Source organism: Pseudomonas sp. KUIN-1, from assembly GCF_009176725.1.
Lineage (GTDB): Bacteria > Pseudomonadota > Gammaproteobacteria > Pseudomonadales > Pseudomonadaceae > Aquipseudomonas > Aquipseudomonas fragariae.
Genome location: NZ_AP020337.1, coordinates 738628 through 752358 on the forward strand (window position 1 = coordinate 738628; position 13731 = coordinate 752358).

The following is a 13731-nucleotide window of genomic DNA, read 5'->3' on the forward strand; positions in this document are numbered from 1 at the left end:
CCGCAGTGATGTCAGACCGGACGGCACATCCAGTGAAGGTATCGACCCAGCCCGGCAAAGGCTGGATGACGCCGATGCGCCAGTTCCATTTCCAGCAGATCCGTCAGCTCGGCCCGAGCCTGGAATTCAACCGGCATGTAATCGTGAAATACCCGCACCCCGCTACGCGTTTCGACTTGCCACAGGCCTTCAAGTTGCGCCGCCAGTTCCCGGGGGTCGAGCGGTTGCTGGGGCGTGAGGCTCTGTTTTTCTCCGGCCATGTCATTTTTGCGCATCTTGCGGAAATGGCCCTTCAGCAGGTTGCGATAGACCAAGGCATCGCGGTTGTAAAACGCCAGCGACAGCCAGCCATCGTCCTTGGTCAGCCGGCGCAGCACCGGGAGGATGCTGTGCGGCTCGGCCAGCCATTCCAGCACGGCGTGGCACAGCACCAGATCATAAGTGTCGCTCAGTAACTCGGGCAGCGCCTGCCACGGGGCCTGAATGAAGGTTGCCGTCTGTCCGGCATCGGCGAAGCGCTGACGTGCGCCTTCGAGCATCGGCTCGGCGGGTTCGGCGAGGGTCACCTGATGACCCTGTTCGGCCAGCCATAACGACATGTGGCCCAGCCCGGCGCCGATATCCAGTACACGAAGCGGTCGCGCCGGCAGGGTCTCGGTCAGGTCGGCCTGCAGTACTGCCAGACGAATGGCACCCTTGGCACCGCCATAGATCTTTTCCGCAAAGCGGGTCGCCAGCTGGTCGAAATGCCGATCACTCACTTGGCAAATCTCCGCTCGCTGTCAGCCAGCTTGTTACGCACCACCGTGTCCATGTCCAGGCCCAGTTCGCTGCACAGCAGCAACAGGTAGAGGACGATGTCGCCGATTTCCTGGCCGGCGTGCTCCAACTGGGCGGCAGGCAGCTCGCGGGACTGGTCTTCGCGCAGCCACTGGAATATTTCCACCAGCTCGGCCATCTCCACACTGGCAGCCATGGCCAGGTTTTTCGGGCTGTGAAATTGTTTCCAGTCATTCTGGTCGCGGATGCGGTGCAGGCGTTGGGTCAACTCGTCGAGGTTCATCATGCTCTCCTGAAGACGCATAGCTTCAGGGGGAACGGGTCGCCAGGCAAGTGGGCGTTGAGGTTTGTTCAGCCGTTGATGGGAGCAGGGCTCCCGTCAGAGGTGTTCATCCGGCTGTGCGTCACTCGCTGACAGGCTGCCAGCTACCGACCATATGCACGATGCCTTCCTGGCCTTCGACACGGAACTGGCCCTGCGAGCCGGCGGCACTGGCCGACAGCGTCACGTCGGCAGGCAGGCGTACAGGCTTCTGGAACTGCACGCTGATCTCGACATTCGAGGCCGGCAAATGCTCGCCCAGCGCCGCGAGCGCCCGGGCCTTGAGCCACATGCCGTGGGCGATGGCGCGTGGAAAACCGAACAGCCTGGCGCTGGGGGCGCTGAGGTGAATCGGGTTGTAGTCGCCCGACACCTTGGCGTACTCACGGCCTATCTGCGCCGTTGCCCGCCAGCCTTGCAGCTCGCTGAGCGGCAGCGGCGCGGCTTCGGGATAGCTCACCGGGCTGTCTTCCAGGTGCACGGCGGTGCACAGCAGGGTGCTTTCTTCTTCCCACAACAGCCCCATGCCGTCTTCGGCCTGGGTGACCAGGGTGAACGTCGCCCCCTTGGCATGCGGGCGCAGATCGGTAGCCTGAACGCTGATGTACAACTGGCTCACACCGCCCAGTGGGCGATGCGTGCGGGTGCGATTGGCGAGGTGAATCAGCCCCAGCAGAGGAAACGGAAAGTCCTCGGAGGTCATCAATTGCATTTGCAGCGGAAATGCCAGCACGTGCGGATAGGTCGGAGGCAGCAGGCTGCTCTCTTCGAATCCGCACACTTTGCGGTACGCTTCAAGCTTGTCGGTATCGACCGCAATCCAGCTGCGCAAGCCCAGATCGGGTAGCTGCATCCCGGTGACCTTGCGCCTGAGCGCTGCCTGGATGAACAGGTTGGACAGGGGCTGCAGGGAATTGAGGTAGCGCCAGTGAGCCGTCATCATCCATCTCCTTGAATTCGATGCGGGTGCTTAAGCCCCGATCACGTTTTGACCACATACACGTAGAACCTGACCGCTCACCGCGCCGCTGCCCGGCTGGCTGAACCACGCCACCGCTTCGGCAACGTCCTGTGGCGAGCCGCCCTGACCCAGCGAACTCATGCGCCGCCCGGCTTCACGCAGGGTGAACGGCATGTGCGCGGTCATTTTCGTTTCGATGAAGCCCGGCGCGACGGCGTTGATGCTGATGCCGCGTGACTTGAGCCCGGGGGCCATGGCCCGTGCAAAACCGATCAGACCGGCCTTGCTGGTGGTGTAGTTGGTTTGCCCGCGGTTACCGGCGATACCGCTGATCGAGGCCATGAGCACGATCCGCGCGTTATCCTTCAGGGCTCCCGCATCGAGCAGTATTTGAGTCAGCACTTGTGGCGCATTGAGGTTGACCGCCAGTACCGAGTCCCAGAAATCTTCCGGCATGTTGACCAGCGTCTTGTCGCGCGTGATGCCGGCGTTGTGCACCAGTATGTCGACGCCGTCGGGCAGGTGTTCGAGCAACTGCGCCGGGGCATCCGCCGCGCAGATATCCAGCGCCAGGGCCTGACCGCCAAGCCGTGAGGCGAGTGCTTCCAGCTCGTTCTTGGTCTGCGGTACATCCAGCAGAATGACCTGCGCGCCATCACGGGTCAGGGTTTCGGCGATTGACGCGCCTATGCCGCGTGCAGCGCCCGTCACTACTGCCTTGAGCCCGGCCAGCGGGCGGGTCCAGTCCTGCACCTTGCTCGGGCAGGCACTGAGGTGGACGAACTGGCCGGAGATGAACGCAGCCTTGGGCGTGAGGAAGAAGCGCAGGGCGCCCTCCAGTTGATCCTGCGCGTCGTCATCCACCTGCAGCAACTTGACCGTTGCGCCATTGCGCACTTCCTTGGCCAGCGAGCGGCTGAAGCCTTCGATGGCCTGTTGAGTGCTGGCCGCCAGCGGATCAGTGAGTGTCTCGGGTGCCTTGCCGAGAATGACCACATGCGCGCAGTGATCGAGATTGCGCAGCAGCGGCTGAAAGAAGTCCCGCAACTGCCTGAGCTGATCGGTGCGCAGGATCTGGCTGGCGTCGAAAACCACTGCCTTAAGGCGCGGACCCTGGTTGGACACCCACGTGGTGGCGCCGGGCATGTCGCTGCCGAAGCTGTACAGCGAGTCGGTCAGACGGCTGGCGAACTGGCGGACCTGATCGCCCAGCGGTCCTGCGCTGATCAGCAAGGTCCCTTCGACGGGGCGCAGACGTCCGGCCTGCCAGCGCTCCAGGTGAGTGGGGGCGGGCAGACCGACGGCCTTCACCAGGCGCCGACCCATGTCGGAGTTGGCGAAATCAATATAGCGATCTGACGGCATGGAACACTCTCCTGAAGTCGGGGTTCAAAGGAATGGACCACGGTGGCATGACGTTTGTTCTTGCGATCGACACGGCTCATTCATTCGCTTGAAGAAAGGGAGTTTTCCATGACGCATCCTCGTCGGGTCGCCATCGTCGGCGGTAACCGCATTCCGTTCGCGCGCTCCAATGGCCCTTATGCCAAGGCCAGCAATCAGGACATGCTCACGGCTGCTCTGGAAGGGCTGATCGAGCGCTTCAATCTGCATGGGCTGCGCATGGGCGAGGTGGTGACGGGCGCGGTGCTCAAGCACTCCAGAGACTTCAACCTGACCCGCGAATGCGTGCTCGGCTCGCGGCTCTCGGCACAGACCCCGGCCTACGACATTCAGCAAGCGTGCGGTACGGGGCTGGAAGCGGCGTTGCTGGTGGCCAACAAGATCGCTCTGGGGCAGATCGAGTGCGGCATTGCCGGCGGCGTGGACACCACGTCCGATGCGCCGATCGGCGTCAACGAGGGGCTGCGCAAGATCCTGCTGCAGGTAAACCGCAGCAAGACGCCCGGTGACAAGCTCAAGGCCCTGATGCAGTTGCGTCCACACCACCTCAAACCGGAGCTGCCGCGTAACGGCGAGCCGCGTACGCGCTTGTCGATGGGCCAGCATTGCGAGCTGATGGCGCAGACCTGGGGCATAGAGCGCGGGCCGCAGGATCAACTGGCGCTCGAGAGCCATCTGAAAATGGCCGCGGCCTGTGCCGAGGGCTGGCAGGATGATTTGATGACGCCGTATCTGGGGCTGATCCGTGACAACAACCTGCGCCCGGACCTGACGCTTGAAAAACTGGCCAGCCTCAAGCCCGCGTTCGAGCGCAGCGCCAAGGGCACCTTGTCGGCGGGCAATTCGACACCGCTGACCGATGGCGCGTCGGTGGTGTTGCTGGCCAGCGAGGAGTGGGCTCGCGAGCGGGGCCTGCCGGTGCTGGCCTACTGGCGCGACGGCGAGGCCGCAGCGGTGGATTTCGTCAACGGTGCAGAAGGGCTGCTGATGGCGCCGGTCTACGCTGTTCCGCGTCTGCTGGCCCGCAATGGCCTGACCCTTCAGGACTTCGATTACTACGAAATCCATGAAGCCTTCGCCGCGCAGGTGCTGTGCACCCTCAAGGCCTGGGAAGACGCTGACTACTGCAAGACCCGTCTGGGGCTGGACGCGCCGCTGGGGTCGATTGATCGCAGCAGACTGAACGTCAAGGGCGGCTCACTGGCTGCCGGCCATCCGTTTGCGGCGACCGGAGGCCGCATCGTCGCCAATCTGGCCAAGCTGCTGGATGCGGCAGGCAGCGGACGTGGATTGATTTCCATCTGTGCCGCAGGCGGCCAAGGCGTGACGGCGATTCTGGAGCGTTAGGCAAATGCTGGGGTCATGGGCATAATCCACAACTGACTTACGCAGAGCATGGGCACTATCGCGGTCTACCTGACGACTATCGTTCCTCACGCTCCTGCGTGGGGATGCATGTCGTGGCGCTCCGTGTCACACCCGTGCGTGGGATGATCAATCAGCATTATTGGCCTGTAACGTTGAGGTAAGGCATGGGGTTCATTATTGGCGTATCGGTACTGCTGATTCTGATCGGCACCGTGTTCTATCTGTTCGACAAAGGCGCGCGTACTCGCTGGCTGAGGCCTTATATCGGGCTGATGCTGATCGGTTTGCTGATCGGCGGGATGGGCTTGCTGGTGGGGCTGGTCTCCGATGAAATAGAGGTTTATTTCCTGCTGGTGGCCAAATGGGTCATCGCGGTGACCGGTATCATGTTCTGCCTGCGACTGATCGTACTGATCGCCAAGCGCTTCATCGCCAGCAATTGAGCGTGCAATCCGCCCATGTGTGACAGGACAACGTGGAAAATCATTTCAAGTTTCTGACCCTGCCCAAGACCTCGGGCGAGGTCGCCAACGTCTTCATTCACGGCTACTCGTCAGGGCATGATCTGGATGACCGACGCCTGTTGGCCAACAGCATCCCCGGCGCCTTGCGCCAGAGTGTGAACATTCTGGCGTTCTGGCCATCCAGCCATTTCACCCAGATGGACAACCGTTCCCGTGGCCTGCTGATGGCGGCTGCCCGTGTGCACCCGCTCGCGGGCGCGGCGGCGCTGGCAGGGGACCGGGTCGTTCATTTTGCGCGTATCCGCAACCGTGCCCGCGACATGGGCAAGGTGCTGTTGGCGCAGCTGGATCGCTACCTGTTCGAACATCATCCCGACGTCAGGCAGGTCAATCTGATCGGCCATTCACTGGGCGGCCGGCTGCTGGTCAGCGCGCTCAAGGAGCTGCAGCAGACACCCGAACACGGGCTGGTGGTGGGCGACGTATTGCTGATGGCCGCTGCCGTACGCATTGATGCTGCCGAGGCCGAGCGGCTCAAGCAGAAAATCAGCGGACGGCTGATCAATGCGTACTCCACGGAAGATCATGTGCTGTTGCTGAATCTGGGCGAAAAGAGCCTGGGACGTACGCCGGTCGAACACTTCGAGAATGTGCGCATGCGAGGTTATCGCCATCACCATTACTGGCAGCGCTTGCAGGAAGTATTGATTGCCACTCGCTTCAGTGGCTGTGAAGGGCTGGAAACCGGCGTTGCGGTGCTACCGACAATGACTCGCGACCCGGTCCTGCAGGACGTCTGGCTGCACAGCGTTCTGGCCCGTTCGCCGGACTACGTGCTGGAGGCGGCCATCACGCATTTGCGTAGCAGCCGCTGGACGCGACTCAAGGCCACTGAAGCGGACCGCACTTACGCCTTCGTGCGCGAATTCCAGCTGGTCGCCGGGCACTTTCTGATCAATGCCGCCCGGCGTCGTGGCGTGCCCTATACGCGAGTGCTGGGCATGCTGGCGCGGCAATACGGTCTGGGCGATGCGCTGCACCAGTGCGCGACGGTGGTCGAAGTGGAAGAGCTGCTGCTCAGAACGTTCTTTCGCCATGCGTTCAACAGCGCGCACCCGCTGGTGCAGATGCCGCGTGCCAGTGTCCGCGCGATGAGCTGGGATATCTATGCCGCGCATGTCGATGCACTGGCCGAGCGCCTGACCGTGGCGGCGTTTTTCAAGACCGCGCAGCCCGACGAGGCGCCCGTCGCGGTCAAGGGCTTGCTCGGTGCAATTCGCCAGGCCCCGGTGCAACGCTTGTTGACGCACTTCGGCACTGCGCTGCGACCGGGTTATTCCGCACTGATCCCCACCGTGGCGATCGTCTTCTACGCGCGCGTCACGCTGGATGATGACGCGCTGATGTAAGCCGCAATCACGCGGCGCGAGCTTCTTCCAGGGCGGCGGCCGAAAGCTGCTGGCGATGACGACTGGCGTAGCTCTCGGCGATGATCGAGCACACGATCAGCTGCATCGGGTGGTAGATCATGATCGGCAACAGAATCAGGCCAAGCCCCGGATTGCTGCCGAAAATCAGCGCAGCCATCGGCGCGCCTGCAGCAAGGGACTTCTTGGTGGCGCAGAACACCGCCGCGACCTTGTCGGCATGATCGAACTTGAGCACCCGCGCCGTGCGGGTGGTCATCAACAGGATCACCGCCAGCAGCAGCGCGGTGCCGATGAACGCGGTCAGGATCACGCTGTTGCCCTGGCTTTGCCACATGCCGGAGATCATCGAGTTGCAGAACGCCGCATACACCAGCAGCAGAATCACCAGCTTGTCGATCAGGTTGGTGTATTTCTTGTGACGGGCGAAGAACTTGCCCAGCAGCGGCCGCATTAACTGGCCAAGCACCAGTGGCAGCAGGAGCATGGCGCACAGGTCGAGCAGCGTATCGCCCAGATCGATCCCGCCAGCGCCGGTGCCGACCACCAGGCTGACCAGCCACGGGGTGATGAAAATCCCGATGACACTGGACATGCTGGCATTGAGAATCGCTGCCGGGACATTGCCGCCTGCGCTGCCGGTCAGCGCCACAGAGGAGGAAATGGTCGAGGGCAGGGCGCACAGGTAGAGGAAGCCCAGCATCAGCGGCGCTGGCACCTGCGAGCCCAGCAGCTTGTTGCACGCCAGCCAGATCAGCGGGAACACCACGAAGGTGAAGACCTGGATCATCACGTGCAAGCGCCAGTTGGTCAGGCCTTTCTTGATCTGCTCGCTGGACAGATTCACGCCATGCAGAAAGAACACTACGAACACGCCGACCTTGATGACGTACTCAGCGTGCATGCTGCCGCCGGTAGCCCCGAAACGCGGGAAGAAATAGGCGAGTACCGTCGCCAGCACCATGCCCCAGAGGAACCAGTCGGTGGCGACGCGCTTGAAGTGTTTGAGTGATTGCATAGGGGGCCGGAGAATTTTTGTAAACAGAGAGGCGTGCAGGCTACTCTGTTGCTCCATAGCCGTCTTGCGACATAAGGCCATAAGATGCCGAGTAACGGACAGATCAATCAGCGACAGCTCACAGGCGAACGGCAGATACCGGCCTTGTCCGGCCTGCCGCGCCCGCTGTATGCCCGTGCCGAAAGCCTCAGCGCCGGTTCCTGGACGCCGCCCCATCGCCACGACTGGGTGCAGTTTTCCTACGCGATCAGCGGGGTTCTGGGTGTGCATACCGCCGAGGGCAGTTTCTTTGCGCCGCCGCAGTGGGGCGTCTGGGTGCCTGCCGGGCTCGAGCATGAGGTGGTGACCTCGATGCGCGCCGAAATGCGCAGCCTGTACATTCGCACGGCAGATTCGGGGTGGGCACCGCAGCGCTGCAGGGTACTGGAAGTCACGCCACTGGCCCGCGAGCTGATCAAGAGCTTCTGCCTGTTGCCCGTGGATTATCCCGAGCAGGACAGCCATGAGGCGCGGCTGGTGCAGGTGCTGCTGGATCAACTGGCGCAACTGCCCGAAGTGGGTTTTTCACTGCCGTTGCCACGTCATCCGCGTTTGCTGGGGCTGTGCAATGAGTTGATCGAAGAGCCGGGGCGCTTGATCACCCTGCACGACTGGGCCGCCCGCCTCGGGACCTCCGAGAAGACCCTGATGCGCCTGTTTCAGCGCGAAACCGGATTGAGCTTTCGTGGCTGGCGGCAGCGGGCACGGCTGCTGTCTTCGCTGTCTGCACTGGAAGAGGGCGCCAGTGTGACGCGGACCGCGCTGGCCTGCGGTTATGACTCGACGTCAGCGTTCATCGCAGCCTTCAAGGGTTTGTTCGGCCACACCCCCGGTGACTTGTTCAAGTAAGGCGTGGATGCCTTGTGCACTAACGAGTGCATCTAACGCTGTTTTTTCTGCTTTTACATGTTTTGTCCCGGAATATCTTTCACCGGCTGTACGGCACGAAAGGTGCTTTAAACCGGGGGATTGCGTGGTTTTTTCTTAAAAAACCTTTCAATCCACAGGGGGTTACCCCTACTCGCTGGCGGAGGATTGCCGTATAACGGCAACAATCGCGTATCTGGCAACAAAGGACCCACAATAAAAGCTGATGAAAACTCCTAAACGCATTGAACCCCTGATCGAAGACGGTCTGGTCGACGAGGTGCTGCGCCCGCTCATGAGTGGTAAAGAGGCAGCTGTTTATGTGGTGCGTTGCGGCAATGAGCTGCGGTGTGCCAAGGTTTACAAGGAGGCTAACAAACGCAGTTTCCGTCAGGCGGCCGAGTATCAGGAAGGTCGCAAGGTACGCAACAGCCGTCAGGCCCGCGCCATGGCCAAGGGCTCGAAGTTCGGGCGCAAGGAAACCGAAGACGCTTGGCAGAATGCCGAAGTGGCTGCGCTGTTTCGTCTGGCCGGCGCAGGTGTCCGGGTGCCCAAGCCGTACGACTTCCTGGAAGGCGTGCTGCTCATGGAACTGGTAGCTGACGAGTATGGCGATGCAGCGCCGCGTCTGAACGACGTCGTGCTGGAGCCGGATCAGGCGCGCGAGTATCACGCATTCCTGATCGAGCAGATCGTGCTGATGCTGTGTGCCGGTCTGGTGCACGGTGACCTGTCCGAGTTCAACGTGCTGCTGGCGCCGTCCGGCCCTGTCATCATCGACTTGCCGCAAGCGGTCGATGCCGCGGGCAATAACCACGCGTTCAGCATGCTGGAGCGCGACGTCGGCAACATGGCGCTGTACTTCGGCCGCTTCGCGCCGGAGCTCAGAAAGACCAAATACGCCAAGGAGATGTGGTCGTACTACGAGGCAGGCACCTTGTCGCCCGCCACGGTGCTGACCGGTGAATTCGATGAGCCTGAGGACGAAGCCGATGTGGGCGGCGTACTGCGCGAAATCGAAGCCGCCCGCCTCGACGAAGCCCGCCGCCAGGCAGCTCGTGCGGCAGACGACGCGCCACCGAGCAAATCCACCGAAGAGCCACCGCCGCCGTGGATGCAGTAAGGCCCTTTCGCGAGCAAGCTCGCTCCCACAGGGAGTGCGTGTGGCAGGCGCTCCGTCGAGTGATGCAGTAAGTAAGACCACTGTGGGAGCGAGCTTGCTCGCGAAGACGATTGATCAGGCGCGCTGTTTTCGAAGGCTGTACCGGCCCTTTCGCGAGCAAGCTCGCTCCCACAGGGAGTGCGTGTGGCAGGCGCTCCGTCGAGTGATGCAGTAAGTAAGACCACTGTAGGAGCGAGCTCGCTCGCGAAGGCGATTGATCAGGCGCGCTGTTTTCGAAGGCTGTACCGGCCCTTTCGCTAGCAAGCTCGCTCCCACAGTGAGTGCGTGTGGCAGGCGCTCCGCCGATTGCATGCAGTAAGCCCCTTGTGGGAGCTAGCTTGCTCGCGAAGGCGATGGATCAGGCGCGCTGTTTTCGGAGCCTGTACCGGCCCTTTCGCGAGCAAGCTCGCTCCCACAGGGAGTGCGTGTGGCAGGCGCTCCGTCGAGTGATGCAGTAAGTAAGACCACTGTGGGAGCGAGCTTGCTCGCGAAGACGATGTATCACGCGCGCTGTTTTCGGAGCCTGTACCGGCCCTTTCGCGAGCAAGCTCGCTCCCACAGGGAGTGCGTGTGGCAGGCGCTCCGCCGATTGAATGCAGTAAGACCCTTGTGGGAGCGAGCTTGCTCGCGAAGACGATGTATCAGGCGCACTGTTTTCGAAGGCTGTACCGGCCCTTTCGCTAGCAAGCTCGCTCCCACGGGAGTGCGTGCAGGCGCTCCATCGAGTGGATGCAGTGAGACCCTTGTGGAAGTGGCTAGCAACACCCGCCCGATGCCAGGTCCTTGAGGATCGGGCAGTCGGGGCGGTCGTCGCCGTGGCAGTGTTCCACCAGTTCCTGAAGCGTGTCGCGCAGGCTCGCCAGTTCGTCGATTTTGCGGTTCAGCTCGGCGATGTGCTGGCGGGCCAGTGCCTTGACGTCGGCGCTGGCTCGCTGGCGGTCCTGCCAGAGAGTCAGCAGTTTGCCGACCTCTTCCAGCGAAAACCCCAGGTCCCTTGAGCGCTTGATGAACGCCAGCGTGTGCAGATCGTCCGCGTTGTACAGGCGATAGCCGCTGTCGCTGCGATGGGCCGCTTGCAGCAAACCGATGGACTCGTAATAGCGGATCATCTTCGCGCTCAAGCCACTGCTTTTCGCCGCCTGACCGATATTCATGGTGCGTCCTCCAGGTCGCGGGGTTTCCAGGTTTTCAGCAGCAGCGCATTGCTCACTACGCTGACGCTCGACAGCGCCATCGCCGCGCCCGCCAATACCGGATTGAGATAGCCCAGTGCCGCGAGGGGAATGCCGATCAGGTTGTAGACGAACGCCCAGAACAGGTTCTGGCGGATTTTCGCGTAGGTCCTCCGGCTGATGTCCAGAGCCGCCGGAACCAGTCGCGGGTCGCCGCGCATCAGGGTGATGCCCGCTGCATGCATGGCGACATCGGTCCCGCCGCCCATCGCGATACCGACATCCGCTGCCGCCAGCGCCGGAGCATCGTTGATGCCGTCACCGACCATCGCCACCACATGGTAGCTTTTCAGTTGAGTGACGGTGGCTGCCTTGTCGGCAGGCAATACTTCGGCATGCACATCGTGTATGCCCAATGCCCTGGCAACCACCTGAGCACTGCCCCGGTTATCGCCGGTCAGCAGATGGCTGCTGATGCCGCGCGCATTCAGCGCTTTGATTGCCTGATCGGTTCCAGGCTTGAGCGTGTCACCGAAGGCGAACATACCGATCACTTTCGGCTCCGGAGCCTGCTCGATCAGCCAGGACAGCGTGCGCCCCTCGGCTTCCCAGATGCGTGCGGACTCGGCCAGATCGCCCATCGGCAGGCCGCTGTCCTCCAGCAAGCGTCGATTGCCCAGCGCCAGTTCACGGCCCTCAACGGTGCCGGCGATGCCCCGACCGCTCAGGACGCGGCTGTTTTGCGCGGCATCAGGTTTGAGTTGCCATTCCTGACAGACATCCAGCACCGCTCTGGCCAAGGGGTGTTCACTGCCGCGTTGCAGCGCGCCCGCCAGTTGCAGAAGGTGTTCTTCATTGCCCAGCACCGCGCTCATGTTAGTGATACGCGGCGTGCCCGAAGTCAGCGTGCCGGTCTTGTCGAACACCACGGCATCGACCTCGTGAGCCCGTTCCAGTGCCTCGGCGTCCTTGATCAGAATGCCGTAACGCGCTGCCACACCGGTCCCGGCCATGATCGCTGTCGGCGTCGCCAGGCCCAGGGAGCAAGGGCAGGCGATCACCAGTACGGCAACGGCATTGATCAGCGCGACTTCCAGCGAGGCACCGACCAGCAGCCAGCCGGCCAGTGTGAACAAGGCAATCACCAGCACGGTGGGCACGAACACCTGGCTGACTTTATCCACCAGCTTCTGGATCGGGGCTTTGCCTGCCTGAGCGTCTTCGACCAGACGAATGATGCGCGCCAGCACCGTTTCCGCGCCCAGCGCGGTGGTCCTGATCAACAATTGGCCTTCGCCATTGATTGCCCCGCCGGTGACCTTGTCGCCCGGTTGCTTGACCACCGGCAGGCTTTCACCGGTGATAAGCGCTTCGTCGGCATGGCTGCGGCCTTCGACCACTTCGCCGTCCACCGGGAAGCGCTCGCCGGGTTTGACCAGCACCCGATCATCGAGCTGCAGCGCGCTGATCGCGACGTCCTGTTCGAGGCCATCGACTACCCGCAGGGCGCGCTCCGGGCGCAGCGCTTCGAGGGCGCGGATGGCACTGGCGGTCTGGCGCTTGGCGCGGCTTTCCAGGTATTTGCCCAACAGCACCAGCGCGATCACCACCGCCGATGCTTCGAAATACAGGTGCGGCGTCGTTCCGGGCGCAGCGTGCAGCCATTGATAGACGCTCAGGCCGTAGCCGGCGCTGGTACCGATCGCGACCAGCAGGTCCATATTGCCGGCACCTGCGCGCACGGCTTTCCAGGCGGCTACGTAAAAACGTGCGCCAAGGATGAACTGCACCGGCGTCGCCAGCGCAAATTGCACCCACGCAGGCAGCATCCAGTGCACGCCCAGCGGTGTCAGCAGCATCGGCAGGATCAAAGGTAGCGCCAGCACGATGGCCAGCAGCAAGGCCCAGCGCTCGTGGTGCAGGTGACGGGCTTTCTGGTCGGCTTCGGCGTGACGATCCTGGTTCAGCGTGGCGCTATAACCGGCACGGCTGACGGCGTCGATCAGGGTTTGCGGATCGGTGTGCGCTGCGGTGTCTACATGGGCACGTTCATTGGCCAGGTTAACCGTCACGCTGTTGACCCCCGGCACTTTGGCCAGGGCACGCTCGACCCGACCTGCGCAACTGGCGCAGGTCATGCCGCTGATCGGCAGGTCGAAGGTGGTGGTGTCTTGCATGTGAATCACTCCCTGAGGCTGGCTACCTGCAAGGATCAACCTTGCCATACGGGCAAGGTCAAGCGCGAATCAATAGTTGAGGTCGGCTTTCTTGAGGTACATCCCGTTCAGGTCGGCGGCGATACGGTACTTGAGAATATCCCCCGCACGCAGCTGGATCTTGGTGCTGCGCGGCGCTTCCATGCCGGGCTCACAGCCCACGACATTGCCGCGCAGGGTGCTCAATCGCACCGACACTTCACCGGCAGGCAGGTTGAAGGACACCGAGTCTTCCTGATACAGCCTGCCGGCCAGACGGTCCTGTACGTAGATGCCGATCTCGCAGGAAGTCGCGACTTCCAGGCGCTCTCGAGAAATGATCAGGATGCCGTAGTCCTGAGCCGCCTGAGTGGCAGGTGTGATAGCCAGGAAACCGAGAATGCTGAAGAGGCTGACTGCTGACCAGCGCATCGCTGATACTCCTGATGTAAATGTGGCTGACGATAGAGGTGTCGATAACCCAGCTTGGCTCACGATTACGCCGAATGCCAGCCCGGCAGCAATGGCAGAAACTTGACCTTGCCATGATGA

General features: G+C 62.3%; 13 protein-coding genes. 5 read left to right on the top strand and 8 right to left on the bottom strand.

Annotated features, from left to right (window positions below; genetic code table 11):
* Positions 1-11: 11 nt before the first annotated feature.
* The 4 genes from KUIN1_RS03490 to KUIN1_RS03505 all read right to left on the bottom strand — a co-directional run bounded on the left by KUIN1_RS03490 (position 12) and on the right by KUIN1_RS03505 (position 3428).
* Positions 12-761, bottom strand: coding sequence for a methyltransferase domain-containing protein (locus tag KUIN1_RS03490; protein WP_024638254.1), 750 nt, complete (start codon positions 759-761; stop codon positions 12-14).
* A complete protein-coding gene (locus tag KUIN1_RS03495) occupies positions 758-1063 on the bottom strand; it encodes a MazG-like family protein (RefSeq protein ID WP_152092428.1) in 306 nt (101 codons plus the stop codon). Before KUIN1_RS03495 ends, KUIN1_RS03490 begins: the two co-directional genes overlap by 4 nt.
* 121 nt (positions 1064-1184) lie before the next feature.
* Positions 1185-2042 (bottom strand): MaoC family dehydratase, encoded by an 858-nt coding sequence (locus KUIN1_RS03500; protein ID WP_032702584.1) that lies wholly within the window; start codon positions 2040-2042, stop codon positions 1185-1187.
* A gap of 30 nt (positions 2043-2072) precedes the next feature.
* Positions 2073-3428 (bottom strand): 3-oxoacyl-ACP reductase, encoded by a 1356-nt coding sequence (locus KUIN1_RS03505; RefSeq protein WP_152091829.1) that lies wholly within the window; start codon positions 3426-3428, stop codon positions 2073-2075.
* Between the two features lie 108 nt (positions 3429-3536).
* Between KUIN1_RS03505 and KUIN1_RS03510 the strand changes: the two genes are divergently transcribed.
* The 3 genes from KUIN1_RS03510 (at position 3537) to KUIN1_RS03520 (ending at position 6708) form a co-directional block, all read left to right on the top strand.
* Positions 3537-4814, top strand: coding sequence for an acetyl-CoA C-acetyltransferase (locus tag KUIN1_RS03510; RefSeq protein ID WP_152091830.1), 1278 nt, complete (start codon positions 3537-3539; stop codon positions 4812-4814).
* A 185-nt stretch (positions 4815-4999) separates the two neighbouring features.
* Positions 5000-5278: a hypothetical protein gene (locus tag KUIN1_RS03515; RefSeq protein ID WP_011266537.1), complete on the top strand. Its 279-nt coding sequence runs from the start codon at positions 5000-5002 to the stop codon at positions 5276-5278.
* A 32-nt stretch (positions 5279-5310) separates the two neighbouring features.
* On the top strand, positions 5311-6708 hold the full coding sequence (locus KUIN1_RS03520) for a DUF726 domain-containing protein (RefSeq protein ID WP_152091831.1): 1398 nt from the start codon (positions 5311-5313) through the stop codon (positions 6706-6708).
* Between the two features lie 7 nt (positions 6709-6715).
* On the opposite strand, the gene KUIN1_RS03525 is transcribed toward KUIN1_RS03520, so the two are convergent.
* Positions 6716-7744: a bile acid:sodium symporter family protein gene (locus tag KUIN1_RS03525; RefSeq protein ID WP_152091832.1), complete on the bottom strand. Its 1029-nt coding sequence runs from the start codon at positions 7742-7744 to the stop codon at positions 6716-6718.
* Positions 7745-7828: 84 nt separating this feature from the next.
* Between KUIN1_RS03525 and KUIN1_RS03530 the strand changes: the two genes are divergently transcribed.
* Positions 7829-8632: an AraC family transcriptional regulator gene (locus KUIN1_RS03530; protein ID WP_011266540.1), complete on the top strand. Its 804-nt coding sequence runs from the start codon at positions 7829-7831 to the stop codon at positions 8630-8632.
* Positions 8633-8876: 244 nt separating this feature from the next.
* Positions 8877-9773 (top strand): PA4780 family RIO1-like protein kinase, encoded by an 897-nt coding sequence (locus tag KUIN1_RS03535; protein WP_003318655.1) that lies wholly within the window; start codon positions 8877-8879, stop codon positions 9771-9773.
* A gap of 794 nt (positions 9774-10567) precedes the next feature.
* Here the strand turns inward: KUIN1_RS03535 and cueR are convergent.
* From cueR to KUIN1_RS03560, 3 genes are all read right to left on the bottom strand, one after another.
* Positions 10568-10966: a Cu(I)-responsive transcriptional regulator gene (cueR, locus tag KUIN1_RS03550; protein ID WP_024638250.1), complete on the bottom strand. Its 399-nt coding sequence runs from the start codon at positions 10964-10966 to the stop codon at positions 10568-10570.
* Positions 10963-13161 carry a heavy metal translocating P-type ATPase gene (locus tag KUIN1_RS03555; RefSeq protein ID WP_152091834.1) on the bottom strand — a complete coding sequence of 733 codons (2199 nt, stop codon included), beginning with the start codon at positions 13159-13161 and terminating at the stop codon, positions 10963-10965. The genes cueR and KUIN1_RS03555 overlap by 4 nt, the downstream gene beginning before the upstream one ends.
* Before the next feature lie 69 nt (positions 13162-13230).
* The gene (locus KUIN1_RS03560) at positions 13231-13611 is read right to left on the bottom strand and encodes a hypothetical protein (protein WP_003318651.1); all 381 of its coding nucleotides are present in this window, start codon (positions 13609-13611) and stop codon (positions 13231-13233) included.
* Between the last annotated feature and the right edge of the window lie 120 nt (positions 13612-13731).

What these genes read in the sequence shown, in the direction of transcription:
- KUIN1_RS03495 (WP_152092428.1), bottom strand. Translation starts at nt 1,063, where the DNA reads ATGAACCTCGACGAGTTGACCCAACGCCTGCACCGCATCCGCGACCAG.
- KUIN1_RS03500 (WP_032702584.1), bottom strand. Translation starts at nt 2,042, where the DNA reads ATGACGGCTCACTGGCGCTACCTCAATTCCCTGCAGCCCCTGTCCAAC.
- KUIN1_RS03505 (WP_152091829.1), bottom strand. Translation starts at nt 3,428, where the DNA reads ATGCCGTCAGATCGCTATATTGATTTCGCCAACTCCGACATGGGTCGG.
- KUIN1_RS03510 (WP_152091830.1), top strand. Translation starts at nt 3,537, where the DNA reads ATGACGCATCCTCGTCGGGTCGCCATCGTCGGCGGTAACCGCATTCCG.
- KUIN1_RS03515 (WP_011266537.1), top strand. Translation starts at nt 5,000, where the DNA reads ATGGGGTTCATTATTGGCGTATCGGTACTGCTGATTCTGATCGGCACC.
- KUIN1_RS03525 (WP_152091832.1), bottom strand. Translation starts at nt 7,744, where the DNA reads ATGCAATCACTCAAACACTTCAAGCGCGTCGCCACCGACTGGTTCCTC.
- KUIN1_RS03530 (WP_011266540.1), top strand. Translation starts at nt 7,829, where the DNA reads ATGCCGAGTAACGGACAGATCAATCAGCGACAGCTCACAGGCGAACGG.
- KUIN1_RS03535 (WP_003318655.1), top strand. Translation starts at nt 8,877, where the DNA reads ATGAAAACTCCTAAACGCATTGAACCCCTGATCGAAGACGGTCTGGTC.
- cueR (WP_024638250.1), bottom strand. Translation starts at nt 10,966, where the DNA reads ATGAATATCGGTCAGGCGGCGAAAAGCAGTGGCTTGAGCGCGAAGATG.
- KUIN1_RS03555 (WP_152091834.1), bottom strand. Translation starts at nt 13,161, where the DNA reads ATGCAAGACACCACCACCTTCGACCTGCCGATCAGCGGCATGACCTGC.
- KUIN1_RS03560 (WP_003318651.1), bottom strand. Translation starts at nt 13,611, where the DNA reads ATGCGCTGGTCAGCAGTCAGCCTCTTCAGCATTCTCGGTTTCCTGGCT.